This is a genomic window from Allostreptomyces psammosilenae, from assembly GCF_013407765.1.
In the GTDB taxonomy this organism is placed as follows: domain Bacteria; phylum Actinomycetota; class Actinomycetes; order Streptomycetales; family Streptomycetaceae; genus Allostreptomyces; species Allostreptomyces psammosilenae.
The window spans coordinates 5,115,193-5,136,290 of record NZ_JACBZD010000001.1 but is presented as its reverse complement, the minus strand read 5'-3'; the positions used below and the strand labels follow the sequence as shown (position 1 = coordinate 5,136,290).

Annotated in this window: 19 protein-coding genes; 13 read left to right on the top strand and 6 right to left on the bottom strand. The window is 74.1% G+C overall.

Annotated features, from left to right (window positions below):
• Positions 1-176: 176 nt before the first annotated feature.
• The 4 genes from FHU37_RS21185 (at position 177) to FHU37_RS21170 (ending at position 4,540) form a co-directional block, all read left to right on the top strand.
• Positions 177-1,478, top strand: coding sequence for an aspartate aminotransferase type Ic (locus tag FHU37_RS21185; protein WP_179815704.1), 1,302 nt, complete (start codon positions 177-179; stop codon positions 1,476-1,478).
• Positions 1,479-1,556: 78 nt separating this feature from the next.
• Positions 1,557-2,483, top strand: coding sequence for an ABC transporter ATP-binding protein (locus tag FHU37_RS21180; protein ID WP_179815703.1), 927 nt, complete (start codon positions 1,557-1,559; stop codon positions 2,481-2,483).
• A gap of 167 nt (positions 2,484-2,650) precedes the next feature.
• Positions 2,651-3,397, top strand: a complete 747-nt coding sequence (locus FHU37_RS21175; protein ID WP_246451160.1) for an ABC transporter permease — start codon at positions 2,651-2,653, stop codon at positions 3,395-3,397.
• Between the two features lie 111 nt (positions 3,398-3,508).
• Positions 3,509-4,540 carry a COX15/CtaA family protein gene (locus FHU37_RS21170; RefSeq protein WP_179815701.1) on the top strand — a complete coding sequence of 344 codons (1,032 nt, stop codon included), beginning with the start codon at positions 3,509-3,511 and terminating at the stop codon, positions 4,538-4,540.
• Between the two features lie 656 nt (positions 4,541-5,196).
• On the opposite strand, the gene FHU37_RS21165 is transcribed toward FHU37_RS21170, so the two are convergent.
• A complete protein-coding gene (locus FHU37_RS21165) occupies positions 5,197-5,586 on the bottom strand; it encodes a hypothetical protein (RefSeq protein ID WP_179815700.1) in 390 nt (129 codons plus the stop codon).
• A gap of 252 nt (positions 5,587-5,838) precedes the next feature.
• Entirely contained in the window at positions 5,839-6,786 is a 948-nt protein-coding gene (locus tag FHU37_RS21160; RefSeq protein ID WP_312892700.1) for a heme o synthase, read from the bottom strand.
• Positions 6,787-7,578: 792 nt separating this feature from the next.
• Here FHU37_RS21160 and tkt point away from each other — a divergent pair.
• The 5 genes from tkt (at position 7,579) to pgl (ending at position 14,798) form a co-directional block, all read left to right on the top strand.
• Positions 7,579-9,681: a transketolase gene (tkt, locus tag FHU37_RS21155; RefSeq protein WP_179815698.1), complete on the top strand. Its 2,103-nt coding sequence runs from the start codon at positions 7,579-7,581 to the stop codon at positions 9,679-9,681.
• 249 nt (positions 9,682-9,930) lie between these two features.
• The gene (gene tal, locus FHU37_RS21150) at positions 9,931-11,046 is read left to right on the top strand and encodes a transaldolase (protein ID WP_179815697.1); all 1,116 of its coding nucleotides are present in this window, start codon (positions 9,931-9,933) and stop codon (positions 11,044-11,046) included.
• A gap of 183 nt (positions 11,047-11,229) precedes the next feature.
• Positions 11,230-12,780 carry a glucose-6-phosphate dehydrogenase gene (zwf, locus tag FHU37_RS21145; RefSeq protein WP_376773988.1) on the top strand — a complete coding sequence of 517 codons (1,551 nt, stop codon included), beginning with the start codon at positions 11,230-11,232 and terminating at the stop codon, positions 12,778-12,780.
• On the top strand, positions 12,777-13,994 hold the full coding sequence (gene opcA / locus FHU37_RS21140) for a glucose-6-phosphate dehydrogenase assembly protein OpcA (RefSeq protein ID WP_179815696.1): 1,218 nt from the start codon (positions 12,777-12,779) through the stop codon (positions 13,992-13,994). Before zwf ends, opcA begins: the two co-directional genes overlap by 4 nt.
• Positions 13,995-14,036: 42 nt before the next feature.
• Positions 14,037-14,798, top strand: coding sequence for a 6-phosphogluconolactonase (pgl, locus tag FHU37_RS21135; protein ID WP_179815695.1), 762 nt, complete (start codon positions 14,037-14,039; stop codon positions 14,796-14,798).
• Positions 14,799-14,954: 156 nt separating this feature from the next.
• On the opposite strand, the gene FHU37_RS21130 is transcribed toward pgl, so the two are convergent.
• On the bottom strand, positions 14,955-15,887 hold the full coding sequence (locus FHU37_RS21130; protein WP_179815694.1) for an NADP-dependent oxidoreductase: 933 nt from the start codon (positions 15,885-15,887) through the stop codon (positions 14,955-14,957).
• Between the two features lie 158 nt (positions 15,888-16,045).
• Here FHU37_RS21130 and FHU37_RS21125 point away from each other — a divergent pair, with 158 nt between their 5' ends.
• Positions 16,046-16,516: a winged helix-turn-helix transcriptional regulator gene (locus FHU37_RS21125; protein WP_179815693.1), complete on the top strand. Its 471-nt coding sequence runs from the start codon at positions 16,046-16,048 to the stop codon at positions 16,514-16,516.
• Positions 16,517-16,538: 22 nt separating this feature from the next.
• On the opposite strand, the gene FHU37_RS21120 is transcribed toward FHU37_RS21125, so the two are convergent.
• Both FHU37_RS21120 and FHU37_RS21115 read right to left on the bottom strand, forming a co-directional pair.
• Complete coding sequence (locus tag FHU37_RS21120; RefSeq protein ID WP_179815692.1) at positions 16,539-17,342, bottom strand: maleylpyruvate isomerase family mycothiol-dependent enzyme; 804 nt, start codon at positions 17,340-17,342, stop codon at positions 16,539-16,541.
• Positions 17,343-17,347: 5 nt separating this feature from the next.
• Positions 17,348-18,106: a class I SAM-dependent methyltransferase gene (locus FHU37_RS21115; protein WP_179815691.1), complete on the bottom strand. Its 759-nt coding sequence runs from the start codon at positions 18,104-18,106 to the stop codon at positions 17,348-17,350.
• Between the two features lie 125 nt (positions 18,107-18,231).
• Here FHU37_RS21115 and FHU37_RS21110 point away from each other — a divergent pair, with 125 nt between their 5' ends.
• The 3 genes from FHU37_RS21110 (at position 18,232) to FHU37_RS21100 (ending at position 20,441) form a co-directional block, all read left to right on the top strand.
• Positions 18,232-18,870: a type 1 glutamine amidotransferase family protein gene (locus FHU37_RS21110; RefSeq protein WP_179815690.1), complete on the top strand. Its 639-nt coding sequence runs from the start codon at positions 18,232-18,234 to the stop codon at positions 18,868-18,870.
• Positions 18,867-19,433: a MarR family winged helix-turn-helix transcriptional regulator gene (locus FHU37_RS21105; protein WP_179815689.1), complete on the top strand. Its 567-nt coding sequence runs from the start codon at positions 18,867-18,869 to the stop codon at positions 19,431-19,433. Before FHU37_RS21110 ends, FHU37_RS21105 begins: the two co-directional genes overlap by 4 nt.
• 96 nt (positions 19,434-19,529) lie before the next feature.
• Positions 19,530-20,441, top strand: coding sequence for a YceI family protein (locus FHU37_RS21100; RefSeq protein ID WP_218904103.1), 912 nt, complete (start codon positions 19,530-19,532; stop codon positions 20,439-20,441).
• 90 nt (positions 20,442-20,531) lie between these two features.
• Here FHU37_RS21100 and FHU37_RS21095 read toward each other — a convergent pair whose 3' ends face one another.
• Complete coding sequence (locus tag FHU37_RS21095; protein WP_179815687.1) at positions 20,532-20,918, bottom strand: barstar family protein; 387 nt, start codon at positions 20,916-20,918, stop codon at positions 20,532-20,534.
• Between the last annotated feature and the right edge of the window lie 180 nt (positions 20,919-21,098).

The window sequence follows — 21,098 nt, the reverse complement described above, 5'->3', positions numbered from 1 at the left end:
CGTGGCAGGAATCCGACACCGCCCACCGCCCGGCGGCCGGGCGGTTAACGCCCGTGAAACGCGGCGCCCACGGAACGGGAATGTTGGTAGCCTGCCGCCGTCCACCGTCGGCGCGCGGACGCCCCCGCCACGGGAGGCACATCCGGATCTCGCGCGAGACGAAGGGGACCGCCCTCATGCCGGTCGATCTGACGGAACTGAACGCCGAGGAGCTGTCGGCCCGCCACGAGGAGTACCTCAAGGCCTACGCCGACCTGCTGAACGAGGGCCTCTCCCTCGACCTGACCCGCGGCAAGCCCGCCCCGGAGCAGCTGGACCTCTCCACCGGCCTGCTCGGCGCCCTCGGCGAGGACGACTACCGCTCCGCGGACGGCACGGACTGCCGCAACTACGGCGGCCCGCGCGGACTCGCCGAGATCCGCGAACTGTTCGCCGGCTTCCTCCAGGTCCCGGCGGAGCAGCTGGTCGCCGCCGGCAACTCCAGCCTCGCGCTGATGCACGACAGCCTCTCCTACGCCGTGCTGGACGGCGTCGCCGGCGGCCCCGGCCCGTGGCGCGGCACCACCGACGCCCCCGTCGCCTTCCTGTGCCCCGTGCCCGGCTACGACCGGCACTTCTCGCTCTGCGACCGCTTCGGCATCGAGATGATCCCGGTGCCGCTGAACGACGACGGCCCGGACATGGCCGTCGTCGAGGAGCTGGTCGCGGCCGACCCGCGGATCAAGGGCATGTGGTGCGTGCCCAAGTACAGCAACCCCACCGGCGCCACCTACAGCCCCGAGGTGGTCCGGCGGCTGGCCACGATGGAGACCGCCGCCCCGGACTTCCGGCTGTTCTGGGACAACGCCTACGCGGTGCACCACCTCACCGACGAGACCGTCGAGATCGCCGACGTCCTCGCGCTGTGCGCCGAGGCCGGCAACCCGGACCGCCCGTTCGTCTTCGGCTCCACCTCCAAGATCACCCTGGCCGGCGCCGGCGTCGCCTTCTTCGGCTCCTCCCCCGCCAACGTCGAGTGGCTGCTGAAGCGGATGTCCTACCGCACCATCGGCCCGGACAAGGTCAACCAGCTGCGGCACGTCCGCTTCCTGCGCGACGCCGAGGGCCTGGCCGCGCACATGCGCCGCCACCGCTCCATCGTCGCCCCCAAGTTCGAGGCCGTCCGGGAGGTCCTGGAGGAGACCCTCGGCGGCAGCGGCGTCGCCGAGTGGACCCGCCCCAAGGGCGGCTACTTCATCAGCCTGGACGTGCTCGACGACTGCGCCGCGCGCGTCGTGCGGCTGGCCAAGGACGCCGGCATCGCCCTCACCCCCGCCGGCGCCACCCACCCCGGCGGCCGGGACCCGCGCGACCGCAACATCCGCCTCGCCCCCACCTTCCCCACCATCGAGGAGGTGCGCGGCGCCGTGCGCGGCGTGGCCACCTGCGTCCTGCTGGCCGCCACCGAGCGGCTGCTGGAGAAGGTCGGATCCCGCTAGAGCGGGTTCACCCGGCACGGGTGCCGTCGGCGGCACCCGTGCCGGGGGCGCGCCGCGCGGGCTCGTAGACTCGCGCACATGGATGCAGCACCCGCCGTCGAAGTCGTCGGCCTGGTCAAACGGTACGGTGACCGCACGGCGGTGGACGGCCTGACCATGACCGTCTCGCGCGGCACGGTCACCGCGGTGCTCGGCCCGAACGGCGCCGGCAAGACCACCACCGTCGAGACCTGCGAGGGCTACCGCCGCCCGGACGCCGGCACCGTGCGGGTGCTCGGCCTGGACCCCTGGCGCGACGGGGCGCGGCTGCGCCCGCGCGTCGGCGTGATGCTGCAGTCCGGCGGCATACCGACCGGCGCCCGCGCCGTGGAGATGCTGCGGCACACCGCGCGGCTGCACGCCCACCCCGTCCCGGTGGACCTGCTGGTGGACCGCCTCGGCCTCGGGTCGTGCGGACGCACCCCGTACCGGCGGCTGTCCGGCGGCCAGAAGCAGCGCCTGGCGCTGGCGATGGCCGTGGTGGGCCGTCCTGAGCTGGTCTTCCTCGACGAGCCGACGGCCGGCCTCGACCCGCAGGCCCGGCACGCCACCTGGGAGCTGATCCGGGACCTGCGGGAGGACGGCGCCACCGTGGTGCTCTCCACCCACCTGATGGACGAGGCGGAGCAGCTCGCCGACGAGGTCGTGATCATCGACGGCGGGCGGGTGGTCGCCGAGGGCACGCCGAAGGAGCTGTGCGACGGCGGCGCCGAGGACGCGCTGCGGTTCTCCGGCCGCCCCGGACTGGACCTGCTCTCGCTGCTGCGCGCGCTGCCCGAGGGGACCACGGCGGAGGAGGTGTCCCCCGGCTCGTACCGGGTCAAGGGCGGCATCGACCCGCACCTGCTGGCCACCGTGACCTCCTGGTGCGCGCAGCACGGCGTGATGCCGGACCGGCTGGCCGTGGGGCGCCGCACCCTGGAGGACGTCTTCCTGGAACTGACCGGACGGGACCTGCGCGCATGACCACCCCACCCACCCCACGCGACACGTCGGGCTCCGGCACCGGGCCCCGGCCCGGGCGGCCGGCGGACGGGGTGCCCGGCCTGCGGTCCACGCTGCCGGCGCCGGCGGCGCGGCGCACGCCGGAGGGCGTCTTCGCCCCGCGCCCCGGGGCGGCGCCGCTGCCCCGCATGGTGCTCGCCCAAGCCCTGCTGGAGACCCGCATCCTGCTGCGCAACCCGGAGCAGCTGCTGCTGACCATCGTCATCCCGGTGCTGCTGCTGGCGGTCTTCTCCACCGTGGACATCGTCGACCTGGACACCGGGGACGGTCAGCGGCCGGTGGACTACCTCACCCCGGGCGTGCTGGCGCTGGCCGTGATGTCGACGGCGTTCACCGGCCAGGCCATCGCCACCGGCTTCGAACGCCGCTACGGCGTGCTCAAGCGGCTGGGCGCCAGCCCCCTGCCGCGCTCCGGCCTGATGGCCGCGAAGACCCTCTCCGTGCTCGCGGTGGAGCTGGCGCAGCTGGTGCTGCTCGTCGTCGTGGCGCTGCTGCTGGACTGGCGGCCGGCCGGCGACGGCGGGGCGTCCGGCGTCGAGACGGCCGTGGCGGTGGTGGCGCTGATCGCGCTCGGCACCGCCGCCTTCTCCGGCCTCGGCCTGCTGATGGCCGGGACGCTGCGGGCCGAGGCGACGCTGGGCGCCGCCAACCTGGTGTTCATCCTGCTGCTGCTGGTGGGCGGCGTGGTCGTGCCGCTGGACCGGTTCGGCGGGGCCGAGCCGGTGCTGGAGCTGCTGCCCATCGCGGCGCTGTCCGAGGGACTGCGCGCGGTGCTGCAGGACGGCGCCGGGCTCCCCTGGGGGCACCTGGGCGTGCTGGCGGTGTGGACGCTGCTCGGCACCGCGGCGGCGGCCCGCTTCTTCCGCTGGGAGTGACGCCTGCTCCGCTGGGGGGCGCTGGCTCTTCCGCTGGGAGTGAGCTTTCTCGCGTCCCGCGCAGGGCCACCCAGGCGCGGGCGGCGCGGAGCGGGCTCGTAGCATGCAGGGGTGCGTACTCCCCTTGCCCTCATCGCCGAGCGGTTCCACGCCTCGCCCGCACTGGTGCGCCGGACGGCGCTGGCCACGATCTGGATCAACGTGCTGGTCGCGGTCACCGGCGGGGCGGTGCGGCTGACCGAGTCCGGTCTGGGCTGCTCGACCTGGCCGCAGTGCGTCCCGGGCAGCCTGACCCCCACGCCGGAGATGGGGATCCACGGCGTGATCGAGTTCGGCAACCGGCTGCTCACCTACGTGGTGTGCGCCGCCATCGGGGCGGCGATCATCGCGGCGCGCAGCGCCCGGCCGTGGCGACGCGACCTGACCCGGCTCGGCTGGGCGCAGTTCTGGCTGGTGATGGGGAACGCCGTGGTGGGCGGCATGGTCGTGCTGACCGGCCTGAACCCGTACATCGTGGGCAGCCACTTCCTGCTGTCGATCGGGCTGATCGCGGTGGCGACGGTGATGTGGCAGCGCTCCCGCGAGGAGCCCGCGCCGGCGCGGCCGGTCGTGCCGACGGCGGTGCGGCAGCTCGCCCTCACCCTCGTCGGCGCGGTGGGCGCCCTGGTCGTGGTGGGGGTCCTGGTCACCGGCACCGGGCCGCACGCCGGTGACGCCCGTGAGGTGGAGCGCATCCCGCTGAACTGGGACCAGGTGACCCAGCTGCACGTGGACCTGGTGTACCTCAGCCTGGGGCTGACCGTGGCGCTGTACTTCGCCCTGCGCGCGGTGGACGCTCCCCGCGCCGCCCGGGCCCGGGTGCGGGACCTGCTGGTGGTGATGCTGGCGCAGGGGGTCGTCGGCTACGTGCAGTACTTCACCCACCTGCCGGAGATCGTGGTCGGGACGCACATCCTGGGCGCCTGCCTGGTGTGGGCGGCGGCCGTCCGGGTGCCGCTGGCGCTGCGCGAGCGCGTGCCCGCGCCGGGCGCGTCTCCGGCGGACCCGGCGGCCCCGGCCGGCCGGGGGGAGGCCGAGGAGCCGGCGGAGGGCGCCGGGGAGGCCGTTCCGGCAGATCGGCCGGCGGAGGCGGTCGCCTCCTAGGAGGCGGCGCGGAGGACGAGCGAGGAGGGGGCGGGCCGTTTGGGCCCGCCCCCTCCTTTCGCGTCCGCTCCCGGAGCTGGGGGTGGGCCAGAGGTGTCCCAGGGCGAGTGGTTGGCCAGGCGCCCCAGCATCGGGAATGGCGCTGAGCGGACGCCGACCGGCGGGGCGGATGGGTGGAGGGGCATGCGCCTGCCAGGAGAGGGTCATGCGCCTGCCAGGAGTTGTCCACAGGTGGCGGGTAGGGGGATGCGCTGCGTTACCACACCATGGGATCCTGAAGAGAGGGGTCCCCCCAGAACAACTGCCCGATCAGGCAACAACACCTGGCATGCCCCTGACCCCCACCTGCGGCGCGAAGGAAGGGCATGCGCGTCACGAAGGTCGGGCATCCATCAGAAGACCGTGTGCCTCCAGAAAGTCATGCGCCTGCCGGAAAGTCATGCGCCCGCCAGAAGGTCATGCACGTGCCAGAAGGTATCCACAGGAGGCACATGGGGGGCTGCACTGCGTTACCGCCCCGTGGGATCCTGAAGAAGGGGGTCCCCCTAGAGCAATTGGTTGATCAGGCAACAACATCTGGCATGCCCGCGTCCGCCGGGCCCGAGCCCTCTCCCCCGGCTCTCCAGCCCTCGCCCTCCAGCCCTGGCGTCCCGGCGTCAGCGGCCGCCGACCTGGATGCCGGCCATCCGCCGCCACTCGTACACCCCGGTGGTGATCCGCTCGGTGACCTCGGGCGGGAACTCCTCGTGCATCCGCACCCCGGCCAGCTCCGCCGCGCGCAGCGCCTCCGCGTGGCCGGGCAGCACCTGGTCCCCCCAGGTCCCGTCGTCGGCGACCAGCACCAGCCGGGTGCGGCCACGGCCGATGTGCGCCGCCTGTCCGTCCGCGCCGCCGCCGTGGGCGGCCGCGAACGCCGCGATCCAGCGGGCCGCCCGGCGGACCTGGCGGGAGGGCTCAGCGGCGGAGGTTGCGGCCTCGGCGGACGCGCCCGGGGTCGGCTCGGGCGCCGGCGATGCGCCCTGCGGGGTGGTCTGCGAACTGTCCATACCCGGATGCTACTAGCCGGTAATACGGGCGGGAAGCCCGCCGCTCCGAACGCCGTCCGCGGGCCGGGGGCACACGGCCCGGAGGGGCCCCCACCCCGGAGGCAAACAGCCCCGGGGCGAAACGGCGAACGGCGAAACGGCCCCCCGGCACACGGCGAAGGGCCTCCTCCGCTCTGCCTGGCGGCGAGCGGAGGAGGCCCTGGGAAGCGGGGTGGGGCGCCGGCGCCCCCGCGACGTCGGCGCAGGAACGGATCAGCGCAGGAACGGGTCGATCGCCACGGCGAGGAAGAGCAGCGACACGTAGGTGATGGACCAGTGGAACAGCCGCATCTCCTTGAGCTTGGCGCCGTCCTCGTCCCTGCGGGCCCGGCCGAGCAGCGCGTGCGCCTCACGCAGCCAGACGGCGCCGAGCAGCAGGGCCACCACCGGGTAGAACCAGCTGGTCCCGGCCGCCGGCCAGAGCAGCAGCGAGACGCCCACCATCACCCAGCTGTAGACCACGATCTGCCGCGCCACGACCGTGTTGGAGGCGATCACCGGCAGCATCGGCACGCCGACGCTCGCGTAGTCCTCCTTCACCCGCATCGACAGCGGCCAGTAGTGCGGCGGCGTCCAGAAGAAGATGACCAGGAAGAGGATGAGCGCCGCCCAGGAGACCGAGTTGGTGACGGCCGACCATCCGATGAACACCGGCATGCAGCCGGCGATGCCGCCCCAGACGATGTTCTGCGCGGTGCGCCGCTTGAGGATCATCGTGTAGCCGACGACGTAGAACAGCAGCGCGGCCAGCGAGAGCGCCGCCGACAGCGGGTTGACCAGCACCGCGAACCACACCGTGGAGACCACCGCGAGGGTGATGCCGAAGACCAGCGCCTCGGGCGGGCTGACCATCCCGGTGACCAGCGGGCGCTGGGAGGTGCGGGCCATCACCCGGTCGATGTCCCGGTCCAGGTACATGTTGAGGGCGTTCGCCCCGCCCGCGGAGAGGTAGCCGCCGATGCAGGTGACGAGGATCAGCGTCAGGTCCGGGAGCCCGCCCTCGGCCAGGAACATCACCGGCACCGTGGTCATCAGCAGCAGCTCGATGATCCTCGGTTTGGTGAGGCTGACGAAGGCCCGGACGCGCGCCCCGAACGGGCGGCGCCGGGGGCTCGCCCCCAGGACCCCGGAGGGTCGGGTTTCGACGGCGGTCACGAACACCCCTGTTCCAGGAAGGCGGGCCGGACGCGCGCGACGGCGCTCCGCGCGACAGGCCGCGCGGGCGGTGTTGGTCGGCGCACGCCCCCCGCGCGCCCCGGCGCCGCGGCGCCGGAGAGCCGTGTGGACATACCCCGTAACTGTAGAGGGTGGCCCCGCGGCGCCCCGCGCCGGGGTGGCCGGGCGCGGCGCCGCCCCCGGCCACCCCGGCGACCGCCCGCCGGTCGGGCCGGTGGGGCGGCGCGGGGGTAGGTCCGGCGGGCCGAGGGACCGCTGGAGCGCTCCGGTGACGCACGGCCGAGCGGCGACGGAGCGTGAGCAGAAGGGGGATGCAGCGCCGGCCGAGCCACACCCCGGCGGGAGCCCAGGCCGGGCCGAAGAGGGGCCGAAGAGGGGCTGAACCGGGCCGAATCCGAGGTCAGCGCGGGCCCCGCCGGCACGGCGCCCGGCCCGCCGGGCGGGCGGCGGCGGGAGGGGGCGAGAGGGGACGGAAGGGACGGCGGAGGAACCACGGAAGATCCACGGAAGGGGGCCGTCAGCAGCACGGAAGAGCGGCGGACGGGGTCCGCGGGCGCCGCCGGGAGGGCCGCGCCGCCCCCGCTCCGGCCTGCGTCGCGGCCCCTCGACGTGACGCCGCTCACGCCCGGTGTGGCAGAAGGCGGCCAGGCCGTCTCAACGCTCGGAGAGACCATGGTCACGACGCTTTCCCAGAGTAGGCTCAGGCGCGGGTCCGCCAACGCCTGGACCCGGCGTCACACATCGCGTCACTGAATTGTGGAAGGAGCCCTGACCAGGGTGAGCAACTCCAAGAGCGCACTCGAATGGACGGAGCTGGACCAGCGGGCCGTGGACACCGCCCGGGTGCTTGCGGCGGACGCGGTGCAGAAGGTCGGCAACGGCCACCCGGGCACGGCGATGAGCCTGGCGCCGGCGGCGTACCTGCTGTTCCAGAAGCTGATGCGGCACGACCCGACCGACCCGAACTGGACCGGGCGTGACCGCTTCGTGCTGTCTCCGGGACACACCTCGCTGACCCTGTACATCCAGCTGTACCTGGCCGGGTACGGGCTGACGCTGGATGACCTGAAGGCCTTCCGCAAGTGGGGCAGCAAGACCCCGGGTCACCCGGAGTACGGGCACACGGCCGGTGTGGAGACCACGACCGGTCCGCTGGGGCAGGGCATCGCGAACGCGGTGGGCATGGCGATGGCCGCCCGCTACGAGCGCGGCCTGTTCGACCCGGAGGCGCCGGCCGGCACCTCGCCGTTCGACCACACCATCTGGGCGATCGTCTCCGACGGCGACCTGGAGGAGGGCATCTCCGCGGAGGCGTCCTCGCTGGCCGGCCACCAGAAGCTCGGCAACCTGATCGCGCTGTACGACGACAACCACATCTCCATCGAGGGTGACACCGCGACCGCGTTCTCCGAGGACGTGCTCGCGCGGTACGAGTCGTACGGCTGGCACGTGCAGCGGGTGGAGCAGGCGCCCAACGGCGACCTGGACGTGCACGCCCTGTACGCGGCGTTCGAGGCGGCGCGGGCGGAGACCGAGCGTCCCTCCATCATCGCGGCGCGCACCATCATCGCCTGGCCGGCCCCGAACGCGCAGAACACCGAGGCCTCGCACGGCTCGGCGCTCGGCGAGGCCGAGGTCGCCGCGACCAAGAAGGTCCTCGGCTTCGACCCCGAGGCCCACTTCGCCGTCGCCGACGAGGTCCTGGCGCACGCCCGGGAGGCGATCGACCGCGGTCGCGCGGCCCGCACGGAGTGGAACGCCGCCTTCGAGGCGTGGCGCGAGGCCAACCCGGAGCGCGCGGCCGAGTTCGACCGGATCGCGGCGGGCAAGCTGCCGCAGGGCTGGGAGAAGGCCGTGCCGTCCTTCCCGGGCGGCAAGGCGGTCGCCACCCGCAAGGCCTCGGGCGAGGTGCTCAAGGCGCTCGGCGCGGTGATCCCGGAGCTGTGGGGCGGTTCGGCGGACCTGGCCGGCTCGAACAACACCACGATCGACGCCTCCTCCTCGTTCCTGCCCGAGGGCAACCCGCTGCCGGAGGCCAACCCCTACGGCCGCACGATCCACTTCGGCATCCGCGAGCACGCCATGGGCTCGACCATGAACGGCATCGCGCTGCACGGCAACACCCGCGTGTACGGCGGCACCTTCCTGGTGTTCTCCGACTACATGCGCCCCGCCGTCCGGCTCGCCGCGCTGATGAAGCTGCCTGTCACCTACGTGTGGACGCACGACTCCATCGGCCTGGGCGAGGACGGCCCCACCCACCAGCCGGTCGAGCACCTCGCCTCGCTGCGCGCCATCCCGGGCCTGAACATCGTCCGCCCGGCCGACGCCAACGAGACCGCGATCGCGTGGCGCACCATCCTGGAGCGCAACGACGCCCCGCACGGCCTGGCGCTGACCCGCCAGAACGTCCCCACCTGGGAGCGTTCCGCCGAGGCCGCCCCGACCGGTGGCGCGTTCGCCTCCGCCGAGGGCACCGCCAAGGGCGGCTACGTCCTCCAGGAGGCCTCGGACGGCAAGCCGAAGGTGGTGCTGATCGGTACCGGTTCGGAGGTGCAGATCGCGGTGGCCGCCCGTGAGGCGCTGGAGGCCGAGGGCATCCCCACCCGCGTGGTCTCCATGCCGTGCGTGGAGTGGTTCGAGGAGCAGGACGAGGCCTACCGCGACGGCGTGCTGCCGCCCGAGGTCAAGGCCCGCGTGGCGGTCGAGGCCGGCATCGGCCTGACCTGGCACCGCTACGTCGGCGCCGCCGGCCAGGTGGTCTCCCTGGAGCACTTCGGCGCCTCCGGCGACTACCAGGACCTCTACCAGGAGTTCGGCCTCACCCACGAGGCCGTCGCCCAGGCCGCCCGGGAATCCCTGGCCGCCGCCACACGCTGACCCGTACGGGGGAGCGCGCGGCGCACGCCGAACCGCCGGTGACCAGCATCGGCGGCAGCCGTTCGGGACGTGCCCTGGTGGGCAGGCCCTACGGAGGAACGCGGTGCGGTGCGGCGGCCGGCTCCGGACCCGTGTCGATCCCCGACCCGGCACGGTCACCGGTCCGGCCGCCGCCTCGGCGCGCCTGCCCCGCGGGGCGCAAACCGGACAATTCACAAAATCCGCGACGAACGCGAAAGAATGGACACCATGACGGACGCACTCCAGCGCCTCAGTGACGAAGGCGTGGCAATCTGGCTCGACGACCTGAGCCGTCGCCGCATCGAGTCCGGCAACCTCGCCGAGCTCGTCCGGGACAGCAACGTCGTGGGCGTGACCACCAACCCCACCATCTTCCAGAAGGCCATCACCGGCGACGAGCTCTACGACGAGCAGCTGCGCGACCTCGCCGTGCGCGGCGTCACCGTCGACGAGGCCGTGCGCATGATCACCACCGCGGACGTCCGCAACGCCTGCGACGTGCTGCGCCCCGTCTACGACGCCAGCGACCGCCGCGACGGCCGGGTCTCCATCGAGGTCGACCCCCGCCTCGCCCACAACACCGAGGCCACCATCGCCGAGGCCCGCCAGCTGTGGTGGCTGGTGGACCGCCCCAACCTGTTCATCAAGATCCCCGCCACCGAGGCCGGCCTGCCCGCCATCACCGAGGTCATCGCCGCCGGGATCAGCGTCAACGTCACGCTGATCTTCTCCCTCGAGCGCTACCGCGCCGTGATGGACGCCTACCTCACCGGCCTGGAGAAGGCCAAGGCCGCCGGCCGCGACCTGGCCTCCATCGAGTCCGTGGCCTCGTTCTTCGTCTCCCGCGTGGACACCGAGATCGACAAGCGCCTCGACAAGCTCGGCGGCGACGCCGCCTCCGCCGCCCGCGGCAAGGCCGCCATCGCCAACGCCCGCCTGGCCTACGCCGCCTACGAGGAGGTCATCGCCTCCGACCGCTGGCAGGCCCTCGCCGCCGACGGAGCCCAGCCGCAGCGCCCGCTGTGGGCCTCCACCGGCGTGAAGGACCCGGCCTACAACGACACCCGCTACGTCGTCGAGCTGGTCGCCCCCGGCACGGTCAACACCATGCCCGAGGCCACCCTGGAGGCCACCGCCGACCACGGCGAGGTCCGCGGCGACACCGTCCGCGGCACCTACGAGCAGGCCCGCGCCGACCTCGCCGCGCTGGTGGAGCTCGGCATCTCCTACGAGGAGGTCGTCAAGCTGCTCGAGGACGAGGGCGTGGAGAAGTTCGAGGTCAGCTGGAACGAGCTGCTGCAGTCCGTCTCCGGCCAGCTGGAGCGCTTCGCCCCCCGCGACTGACACAGCCGGCAGGGCACGGCGGCACGGCCCGGCGCGACCACCCGTCGCCCCCGGGCCGTGCCGACGTGGTCGCCGACGAAGCGCGGCGCCCCGCGTCCGCACGCCCCCCATCCGCCCCACTGCCTACCCGCTGATCGGCAGGCCGGACCCGGCCTGAACGCCGCTGTGAAGGGCAAACACCACGTGACCACCATCAACGAGATTCCGGGCAACGCGGCGCAGAACCCGCTGCGCGACCCGCGGGACCGGCGGCTCCCGCGCATCGCCGGGCCGTCCGGACTGGTGATCTTCGGCGTCACCGGAGACCTGTCCCGCAAGAAGCTGATGCCCGCCGTCTACGACCTGGCCAGCCGGGGGCTGCTGCCCCCGGGCTTCTCCCTGGTCGGTTTCGCCCGCCGCGACTGGGAACACGAGGACTTCGCGCAGGTCGTGCACGACGCCGTCAAGGAGCACGCCCGCACCCCGTTCCGCGAGGAGGTGTGGCAGCAGCTCGTCCAGGGCGTCCGCTTCGTCTCCGGCACCTTCGACGACGACAACGCGTTCGACACCCTGCGCCGCACCGTCGACGAGCTCAACGAGGCCCGCGGCACCGGCGGCAACTTCGCGTTCTACCTCTCCATCCCGCCGGGTTCCTTCCCCAAGGTCGTGCAGCAGCTGAAGAAGCACGGCCTCGCCGACCCGCCGGAGGGCTCCTGGCGGCGCGCCGTCATCGAGAAGCCGTTCGGCCACGACCTGGCCAGCGCGCAGGAGCTCAACCGGATCGTGCACGACGTCTTCCCCCCGGAGTCGATCTTCCGGATCGACCACTACCTCGGGAAGGAGACCGTCCAGAACATCCTGGCGCTGCGGTTCGCCAACTCCATGTTCGAGCCGCTGTGGAACCGGTCGTACGTGGACCACGTGCAGATCACCATGGCCGAGGACATCGGCATCGGCGGCCGCGCCGGCTACTACGACGGCATCGGCGCCGCCCGCGACGTCATCCAGAACCACCTGCTCCAGCTGCTCGCGCTGACCGCGATGGAGGAGCCGGCGAGCTTCGACGCCGACGCGCTGGTCACCGAGAAGCTCAAGGTCCTCTCCGCGGTGCAGCTGCCCGAGGACCTCGGCGCCAACACGGTGGCCGGCCAGTACACGGCCGGCTGGCAGGGCGGCAAGAAGGTCGTCGGGTACCTGGAGGAGGAGGGCATCCCCGCCGACTCCAAGACCGACACCTACGCCGCCATCCGGCTGGACATCGCCAACCGGCGGTGGGCCGGGGTGCCGTTCTACCTGCGCACCGGCAAGCGCCTCGGCCGCCGCGTCACCGAGATCGCGGTGGTCTTCAAGCGCGCCCCGCACCTGCCGTTCGACTCCACCGCCACCGAGGAGCTCGGCGAGAACGCCCTGGTCATCCGGGTGCAGCCGGACGAGGGCGTCACGGTGCGGTTCGGCTCGAAGGTTCCGGGCACCTCCATGGAGGTGCGCGACGTCACCATGGACTTCGCCTACGGCGAGTCGTTCACCGAATCCAGCCCCGAGGCGTACGAGCGGCTGATCCTGGACGTGCTGCTCGGCGACCCGCCGCTGTTCCCCCGCCACCAGGAGGTCGAACTCTCCTGGCGCATCCTCGACCCGATCGAGGAGTACTGGGCCACGGAGGGCAAGCCCCAGCCGTACACCGCCGGCACCTGGGGACCCGCCGCGGCCGACGAGATGCTCGCACGCGAAGGACGGAGCTGGCGCCGGCCATGATCATCGACCTGACGGACACCACGTCCAGCCGCATCAACAGCGCCCTGGTGGACGCCCGCCGGTCCTCCGGCAGCCCCGCCGTCGGCATGGTGCTCACCCTCGTCATCGTCACCGACGAGGGCAACCACTACGACGCGCTGAAGGCCGCCTCCGAGGCGTCCCACGAGCACCCGTGCCGCATCCTCACCGTCATCAAGCGCCCCGGACGCACCTCCCGGGCACGCTCCGGCGCCCGGCTGGACGCCGAGGTGCGGGTGGGCGGCGAGGCCGGCGCCGGGGAGACCGTGCTGCTCCGGCTGCACGGCGAGCTCGCCGACCACGCCGAGTCGGTCGTCCTGCCGCTGCTGCTGCCGGACGCCCCGGTGGTGGTGTGGTGGCCGGAGGACGCGCCGAACGACCCGGGCCGCGACCCGCTGGGCAGCCTGGCGGCGCGCCGCATCACCGACGCGGGCGCCGCGGAGACCCCGCTGAAGGCCCTGGAGGCCCGCGCCCGGTTCTACTCCCCCGGCGACACCGACCTGGCCTGGACCCGTGCCACGCCGTGGCGGTCCATGCTCGCCGCCGCGCTCGACCAGCCGCACACCGCGCTGAAGAGCGCCGTGGTGGAGGGCGAGGCGGGCAACGCCACGGTGGACCTGGTCCGGCTGTGGCTCTCCTCCCGCCTCGGTGTGCCGGTGGACCGGCGCACCGCCGAGGGGAACGGCATCAGCCGGGTGGCGCTGACCATGGACGCCGGCGAGCTGTGCCTGCACCGCACCGAGCCCTCCAGCGCCGTGCTCACCATGCCCGGCCAGCCGGACCGGCAGGTGGCGCTGAAGGAGCGGGACATCGCCGAGCTGATGGCCGAGGAGCTGCGCCGGCTCGACCCGGACGAGGCGTACGAGGCGACCCTGCGGCACGGGCTGGAGCTGCTCGGCAGCAAGGCCGCCGGCAAGGCCCCGGCCACGGAGACCTCCGAGGGCGCCGAGGGCGCCGAGGGCGCCGCCGCGCCGGCCGCCGGGGCCGCCCCGGCCGAGGCACCCGCGGCCGAGGCACCCGCCGAATCGGACGCTTCGGCGTCCGCCGACGCGGGTAGGCGCGCTGGCACGGGCGCCGAGGCCGAACCGGCGAAGAACCGCCGGGGCGGTCGCCGGGCCGGCGCGGCCGGTGCCGGGGAGACCCGCGGGTCCGAGGAGCCCGAGCACGCCGCCTCCCCCGGCGGCGGGAAGGCGTGAGCGCATGAAGCAGCCGAGTGAGCGAAGCGAGGGATCGGCGGCATGAGTCGTCCGGAACTCAGCGTGCACACCGACGCGCCGGCCATGGCCCGGTCGGTGGCGGCCGCCCTGGCCGAGGCCGTCGCGGCGGCCCAGGCCGAGCGGGGCAGCGCCAGCGTGGTGCTGACCGGTGGGCGCAACGGCAACGCGCTGCTGGCCGAGCTGGCCGGCATGGCGCGCGGTGACGTGGACTGGTCCCGGGTGGACCTGTGGTGGGGCGACGAGCGTTTCCTGCCCGAGGGCGACGCCGACCGCAACGCCACCCAGGCCCGCGACCGGTTCCTCGGGGCGGTCCCGCTGGACCCCGCCCGGGTGCACGTGATGCCGGCCTCGGACGGCCCGGACGGCGCGGACCCGGAGGCGGCGGCCGAGCGCTACGCCGCCGAGCTCGCCGAGGCCTCCCGGGTGGAAGGGCTCGCCGAGCAGCGGGTGCCGCTGTTCGACGTGGTGCTGCTGGGCGTCGGCCCGGACGCCCACGTGGCCTCGCTCTTCCCGGGCCGGCCGGAGCTTTCGGAGGGCGACGCCACCGTGCTCGCGGTGCGCAACTCCCCCAAGCCGCCGCCGACCCGGGTGACGCTCACCCTGCCGGCCATCCGCACCGCCCGCGAGGTGTGGCTGCTGGCGGCCGGCGAGGACAAGGCGGAGGCGGTGGCCAAGGTGATGGAGGACAGCGCCGAGTCCGGCGACGTCCCGGCCGCCCTGGTCTCCGGCCGCCGCCGCACCGTGCTCTTCGTCGACCAGGCCGCGGCGACCAAGATCCGCTAGCCGGCCGGCCGGCGACCGCCGCACGAGACGGGCCGGGGCGGCGCTCCCCCGCGGGAGCGCCGCCCCGGCCCGTTCGCCTCCGGTTCCTTCCTCGGCGGCCCGTTCGCCTCGGCGGCCCGTTCGCCTCCGGCTCGCCCCCTTGGGACGGGCGTCGGGTCAGGGCACCAGGACCAGCCGGCCGCGGACGCCGCCGGCGGACAGCCGCCGGTGGGCCTCGGCCGCGTCCTCCAGCGGCAGGGTGTCCGCCACGCGCAGGCTCAGCCGCCCCGCCTCGGCCAGCCGGACCACCTCGCGGAGCTGGCCGGCGTCCACGCCGACGTGGTGGGTGTGCACCCGCACGTTGCGCAGCGCCACGGGGCCGGCTCCGTTGAGGGAGACGAAGGCCCCGCCGACCCGGGCCGCGTCCAACGCCTCGTTGCCGATCCCGGCCGCGTCCAGCACGCCGTCCACCCCGCCCGGCACCAGCCGCCGCACCGCCTCCGCCAGCGGCTCGTCCCGCCGCACGAAGAACTCGGCACCGAAGCCGCGCACCGCCTTCTCGTCGGCCTCCCCCGCCTGCGCCACCACCCGCAGGCCGCGCGCCACCGCCAGCTCGACCGCCAGGCCGCCCAGACCGCCCGCCGCCCCGGTCACCAGGACGGTGCCCGAGGGCGGCAGCGCCAGCGCGTCCAGCGACTGCCAGGCGGTGACCGCGTTCAGCGGCAGGGTGGCCGCCTGCTCGGCCGGCACCCCGCGCGGCGCCGGGGCCACCGCCCCCACGTCGAGCACCAGGTACTCGGCGTACGCCTTCGTCGGCAGGGCGAGCCGGTCGGACATCCCGATCAGCTGGTCCCCGACCGCGTACTCCGTGACGCCCTCGCCCACGGCGTCCACCGTGCCGGCCGCGTCCCACCCCAGGCCGGTCCGCACCCCGACGGGGTGGAAACCGGCCTGGGCGAGCAGGCCGAGACGGGTCATCACGTCGACCGGGTTCACCGCGGCGGCCGCCACCCGCAGCCGCACCTGCCCCGGCCCCGGCTCCGGGACCGGCACCTGAACGACCCGCATCACCTCGGGGCCGCCGAACTCCTCCACCACCACGGCACGCATGCTCCGAAACACTCCTCACCTGCGCTTGTCGCTTCACACGGGCCCCTTCGTGGCCCGCCGCGAACCATGCTGCCGAGTGCTACTCTCCAGCGGGAAGTACGTACCTGACGGTGCGTACCGCACTCCAAGGAGCGCCTCGGGAAGGGGAATACGAACGCATGGCGACGACGACCGCGGCCCAGCGCCGCCAGCAGGCGCGCCTCGCCTATGACGCCTACCTCGCGAGCTGTCCCTCCCGTCAGCTGCTGGACCAGATCAGCGGCAACAAGTGGCTCACCCTGCTGCTCACCGCGCTGGCCGACGGCCCCCGCCGGTACAGCGAACTCGGGCGGCAGATCGCCGGGGTGAGCCAGAAGATGCTGACCCAGTCGCTGCGCGCCATGGAGCGGGACGGACTGGTCACCCGGACGATCACGCCGACCGTCCCGGTGCGCGTCGACTACGAACTGACCCCGCTGGGCCGCAGCCTGCTCCCGGTGGTGGCGGCGATGAAGGCGTGGGCGGAGAGCAACATGGACCGGGTGAACCACGCCCGCGAGCGGTACGACGCCGAGCAGCGTGCCGCAGAGCAGCGGCCGGCGGCCGAACAGCGACCGGCGGCTGAGCGGCCGGCGGCCGTGGGGAGCTGAGCGGGGAACCCCGCGAGCCGGCTCAGCCCACCGCGCCGGTCGCCGGCACGCCCGCCGCGGCGCCCGCCGGCGGCCGGCCGGTGGCGCCCAGCAGCAGGTCCCAGGGGTCCCCGCCGGCGTCCTCGTCCGCGTCCCCGGCACCCGCCGAGGACGCGGAGGACGTGACCGCGGACGACGTGGCCGCGGACGACGTGGCCGCGGCGAGGCCGAAAACCGTCCGGCGCATCGAAGCCAGCGCCTCCACCACGGGCGTCGGCGGCCGGTAGCGGCTCCCCGTGGCGCGCGCCAGGTCGTCCCCGTGCAGGGCGAGCTCGCTCAGGCCGAACATCACCTGCAGGCCCACCGGGATCGGCCCGTACTGGTGGGCCATCAGCTCGTCCGGGGTGCGGGCGAGGTCGAGGAACCGGGTGGCCTGCCGGCGCAGCGCCCGCCGCGCGGCCGTGGCGTCCCCGGCGAAGGCCGCCACCGCCCGGAGGTTCTCCGCCGACAGCTCCCCGGGGGCGAACGGCGCGGCCAGGCGGCCGGCGCGGCTGCGCTCCAGCAGGTCGGCGAACCGGCGGAAGGTCTCGGCGAGGTGCGCCGTCAGGTCGCGGACGGTCCAGGGCGGGCAGGGCGTGGGCAGCCCGCCGAGGTCCGGCCCGTCGGCCGCCGCCAGGTAGCGGTCCAGCTCGTCCCGGAGCCAGTCCGCCGAGGCGGGCCAGTGGTCGGCGCCGTGGTAGGCGTGCAGGCCCTCGGGCAGCGGCCCGGCCGCAAAGCCCGTCCCGGGTGCCGCGCCGGGCGCCGTCCCGGGTGCCCTGTCCGGTGCCGTGCCGGTCCCGGGGGTCATGGCCGTCACCGTCCTTCCGCGAGCAGCAGCCGGACGCCGCGGGCCGTCTCGGCGTTGCGGAGCACCGTGAGTCCGGCGTCCGCGCAGCGCGCGGCCAGCCAGTCGGGGCCGATGCGCAGCTTCGGGTAGGCGCCGGTCTCCAGGGTCCACTCGTCCGCTCGCCGGATGTACAGCAGGTCGTGGACGGTGACGGTGTCGGCGTCCCGCTCCTCCAGGAAGCAGGTCAGCAGCCGGTCCGGGGCGGAGCGCACCGGGATGAAGCGCGCGCTGCCGCTCGGCAGCCGGGTGAGGTCGCGCCAGGTGACCACGAACCGGCCGCCGGGGGCGAGGGCGCGGGCGACGTCCGCGAGCAGGGCGGTGACGTCGTCCTTGGTCGCCAGGTGGGTGAGCGTGTCGCCCATGCAGACCACGGCGGCGACGGTCCCCGGGTCGGCGGCCTTCGGCAGGGCCGTCCTCAGGTCGGCCCGCACGGGGCGCACCCCCGGGCGGCCGGAGGCGTGCCGCGCCAGCTCGTCGAGGAGTTCGGCGCTGGTGTCGACGGCGACGACGGGGTCGAAGCCGAGGTCGGCGAGGGCGAGCGTCTGCGCGCCGGATCCGCAGCCGAGGTCGACGGCGACGCTGCCCGCCGTACCGCCCGGGCGGACGCCGAGCTCCCGGAGGAGTTCGCGCTGCCCGGCGGCGTGCGCGGGGAGGTCGCCGCCCAGCATCCAGGTGTAGTGCGCGGCGAGCAGTCGTTCGTAGTGGTCCTCGGCCGCTGTGGTCATCCCACTCCCCTCGTCTGCGGGCATTCTTCCTCGCGGCCGAGGGCGGCGTCGAGCGCTTTCCGGCCCTCCCTCTCCCTCCCGCCTCCTTCATTGACAGCAGGCTGTCAATATGACAGTCTGCTGTCATGACGACGACAGAGCACCCCACCCGCACCGTCCACCTGGCCATCTACGACGACCTGGCCGACTGGGAGGTCGGACACGCCGTCGCACACATCCGCAACGGGGCCTACCAGCGGCAGCCCGGGCGGTACGACGTGCGCACGGTCGGCGAGACCGGCCAGGCGGTGACCACCATGGGCGGCGTCCGCCTCCTTCCCGACCTCACGCTCGCCGAGCTGGAGCCCGACGACAGCGCGATGCTGATCCTGCCCGGCGCGGGCGGCTGGGACCGCGGGGAGCACGCCCCGTTCGCCCGCAAGGCGCGCGCCTTCCTGGACGCCGGCGTCCCGGTGGCCGCCATCTGCGGCGCCACGGCCGGCCTGGCCCGGGAGGGCCTGCTCGACGACCGCGCGCACACCAGCGCCGCCCTGGAGTACCTCGCCGCCACCGGCTACGCCGGCTCCGACCGCTACCGGGAGGCGGCGGCGGTGACCGACGCCGGGCTGGTCACGGCCGGCCCCACCGCCCCCGTCGAGTTCGCCCGGGAGATCCTGGCCCAGCTCGACACCCACGAGCCGGAGGTGCTGGACGCCTGGTACCGGCTGTTCGCCCAGCACGACCCCACCGCCTACGGCGTCCTGATGGCGGCGGGGGCGCGGTGACCACCGCGGCGCCCGGCGGGCGGGAGCCCGAACTGCTCTCCGCGGCCGCCCTGACCGCCTTCCGGCTGAACGGCCAGTTCCTGGACGTCGCGGAACGCCTGGCCACGCCGGCCGGCCTGACCGCCGCCTGGTGGCAGGTGCTCGGCGCCGTGCTGCGCGAGCCCCTCCCGGTGGCCGGCATCGCCCGCGCCATGGGCATCACCCGGCAGAGCGTCCAGCGGATCGCCGACCTGCTGGTCGCCAAGGGGCTCGCCGAGTACCGGCCCAACCCGGCGCACCGCCGGGCCAAGCTGCTCCAGCCGACGGAGCGGGGCCGGGCCGCCGTCGACCGCATCACCCCCGGCCACGCCGAACTGGCGCGCCGACTGGCCGACCAGCTCGGCGTGGACGACCTCCGCGCGGCGGTCGACGGGCTGCGCAAGCTGTCCGCCGCGCTGGACGCCCTGGCGGCGGACGCCGCCGGCGACGGACGCACCGACAACTCCCCCGGCCGACCGCGAGACGAACGCACCACCCGGCCGGCCTCCACCGGACCAGGTGTCCGATCAACCCAAACCATATGAAAAGATCGTCGGGCTCATCGGTGGGGGCTCGCGGGGTCGACGAGCCGACCCCGCGAGCCCCCATCGGCTTCCACCCCGTCAAGGAGGTCGAGAACATTGGCTTGGGGCCTGCTCCGCCGCAACCGCACGTCTGGCGGATTCACAGGCGGTGGTCTCTACCCCCGGGTGCCACCCGGCGCCGGGGTGTTCACCTGCGACGTCACGGACCCGGTCGGCCAACCGCTCCCCGGCGCCGAGATCACCGTCACCGACGCCACCACCCGCCGGGAGCAGGTGAAGGGCACCTCCGGGCCGTTCGGCACCTTCGTCGCCCCACTACCGCCCGGCGAGTACTCCGCCCTGATCAGCGCGGACGGCCTGCAGCCGGTCCGCCGCGCCTTCGACGTCGCGCCCGACGCCCGCAGCGCCCTTGGACAGGTCCAGCTGATGCCCGCCCCGCACAAGGAGCTGCCCGCCCCCGGCACCTGGCTGTTCGATCCCCCGCACACGGCCATCCGCTTCATCGCCAAGCACGTCGGCATGGCCCACGTGCACGGCCGCTTCACCCGCTTCAGCGGCGACATCCGCGTCGCCGAGCGCATGGAGGACTCCTACGTCGAGGTGACCATCGACGCCGCGAGCATCTCCACCGGCAACCGCACCCGCGACAACCACCTGCGCTCGGCCGACTTCCTCGACGTCGCCAACCACCCCTACCTGCACTTCGTCAGCCAGCGCTTCGTCAACGAGAGCGGCTCGAAGTGGACCATCCACGGCACCCTCACCATGCACGGCGTCAGCCGCTCGGTCACCCTGGACACCGACTACCTCGGCATGGTCAACGGCGGCTACGGCGAGGAGCTCCGCTGCGCCGCCCTCGCCACCGCCCAACTGCACCGCGACGACTTCACCCTCAACTGGCGCCAGATGCTCGCCCGCGGCATCGCCGTGGTCGGCCCCACCATCAAGCTGGAACTCGACATCCAGGCCATGTACCAGAGCCCCAACACCCCCATCCCCCCGGAGTAACCCACCCGAGTCCTCAGGACTCCCCGCCCCCGGCCCCCCGCTGACCCAGCCGGGGGGCCGGGGCGGCCCGCCGTTCCTGACAGTTCCCGCTCACCGGTCCAGGGGAACGCCCGCCAACTCCTCCTCCAGCGCCCGCAGCTCCCCCGCAGGGCAGAGGAAGAGGACGTTGAACGCCACGTCGCCGGTCCCCCACGCGGTCATGCCGGGGAAGCGGGAGCCCCAGCAACCGCCCTGGTGGTTCAGGATCTCCAGCAGGGTCGACCGACGTTCCGGCTCTCGGGACAGCACCAGTCCGGCGTCGCCGACGACAACCAGATAGCGCCGCGACGGCATCCAGCCCAGATCGCCCAGACAGTCGTTGAGGGCGTTCCAGTTCCATCCGAAGTACACCGGGAACTCGAACGCACGCGAGAACTCCTCGAACACCCCCTGCGAGTCGAGCATCCGCCGCCCGTCCAGCCGCGCGACGAACGACATCCCCCCGGGAGGAAGGACGTCCCAACCAGCGCCTCAACTTCAGACGGGCCCAGCAAGGCCACCTGCGCAAGAGGGCGGAAAGTCTGCGCCGATCCTCTCCGCACAGTCGCTCAGCGCTCCTCGAACGTGGGAGTGACACAGCCGGCCCCCGGGCATTCAGCAGAGTGCGTCCTACTCTTC